General features: G+C 45.3%; 1 protein-coding gene. It reads right to left on the bottom strand.

Going from position 1 to position 674, the window contains the following annotated elements:
* Nucleotides 1–674: RHS repeat protein (locus tag A7985_RS25410; RefSeq protein ID WP_141685456.1), on the bottom strand; the 674-nt coding region annotated here is incomplete at both ends.

The following is a 674-nucleotide window of genomic DNA, read 5'->3' as shown; positions in this document are numbered from 1 at the left end:
TGCGTGGCATCTTCGCGTTTGTAACGACGATTGTTCGCATCATAGGCAAAGTAAACCGTTTCGCCATTGCCTTGCATTTCAACCGCTTTATTGCGACCGGAATACACGATTTTTCTGTAAGCGGACGAGCTTCCTCCTTGGTATAAGGCCACTTCATTACCATTTTTATCGTAGTCAAAACGCTCGGTTTTTGGCGCTGGTAGCTGCTGACTCACACATGCATGGCTGGTGTTGTCCACTTGTTCAACCGTACGCGACGTTAACGCATGAAGCGGGTTACCTTGCGCTGCGTAATTGTTCGTCCAAGTGTGATTGACCAACAACTCATCTTGACCTAAACCATCACATGTATGTTGCTTAATAAACGTGTAATCGCTTTTGGTTTTTAAGTTGCCATTGTCATCGTAGCTAAATAGCACCCTGTCATTGATGGTCGTTATTCGGTTGAGGTCATCATACTGATAGTGGCGTGTCTGCATCGACGCTTGTGAGCGACTCAGTAAGTTACCAAGCCCATCAAAACGATAGCTATCATTTTGAATATAGTCTTTATCGACTGCTTTAATCGACGAGACCATGCCATTGTCGTCATAACCCACGGCCATGGATTGCAACCCTTTTAGGTAGCCCGTTACAAGACCGCGTGCATTTAATGACTTCACTTTGAAGTACAC

The organism is Pseudoalteromonas luteoviolacea (assembly GCF_001696455.1).
GTDB classification, from domain to species: Bacteria; Pseudomonadota; Gammaproteobacteria; order Enterobacterales; family Alteromonadaceae; genus Pseudoalteromonas; species Pseudoalteromonas luteoviolacea_C.
This window is presented reverse-complemented; position numbering and strand designations above follow the sequence as displayed.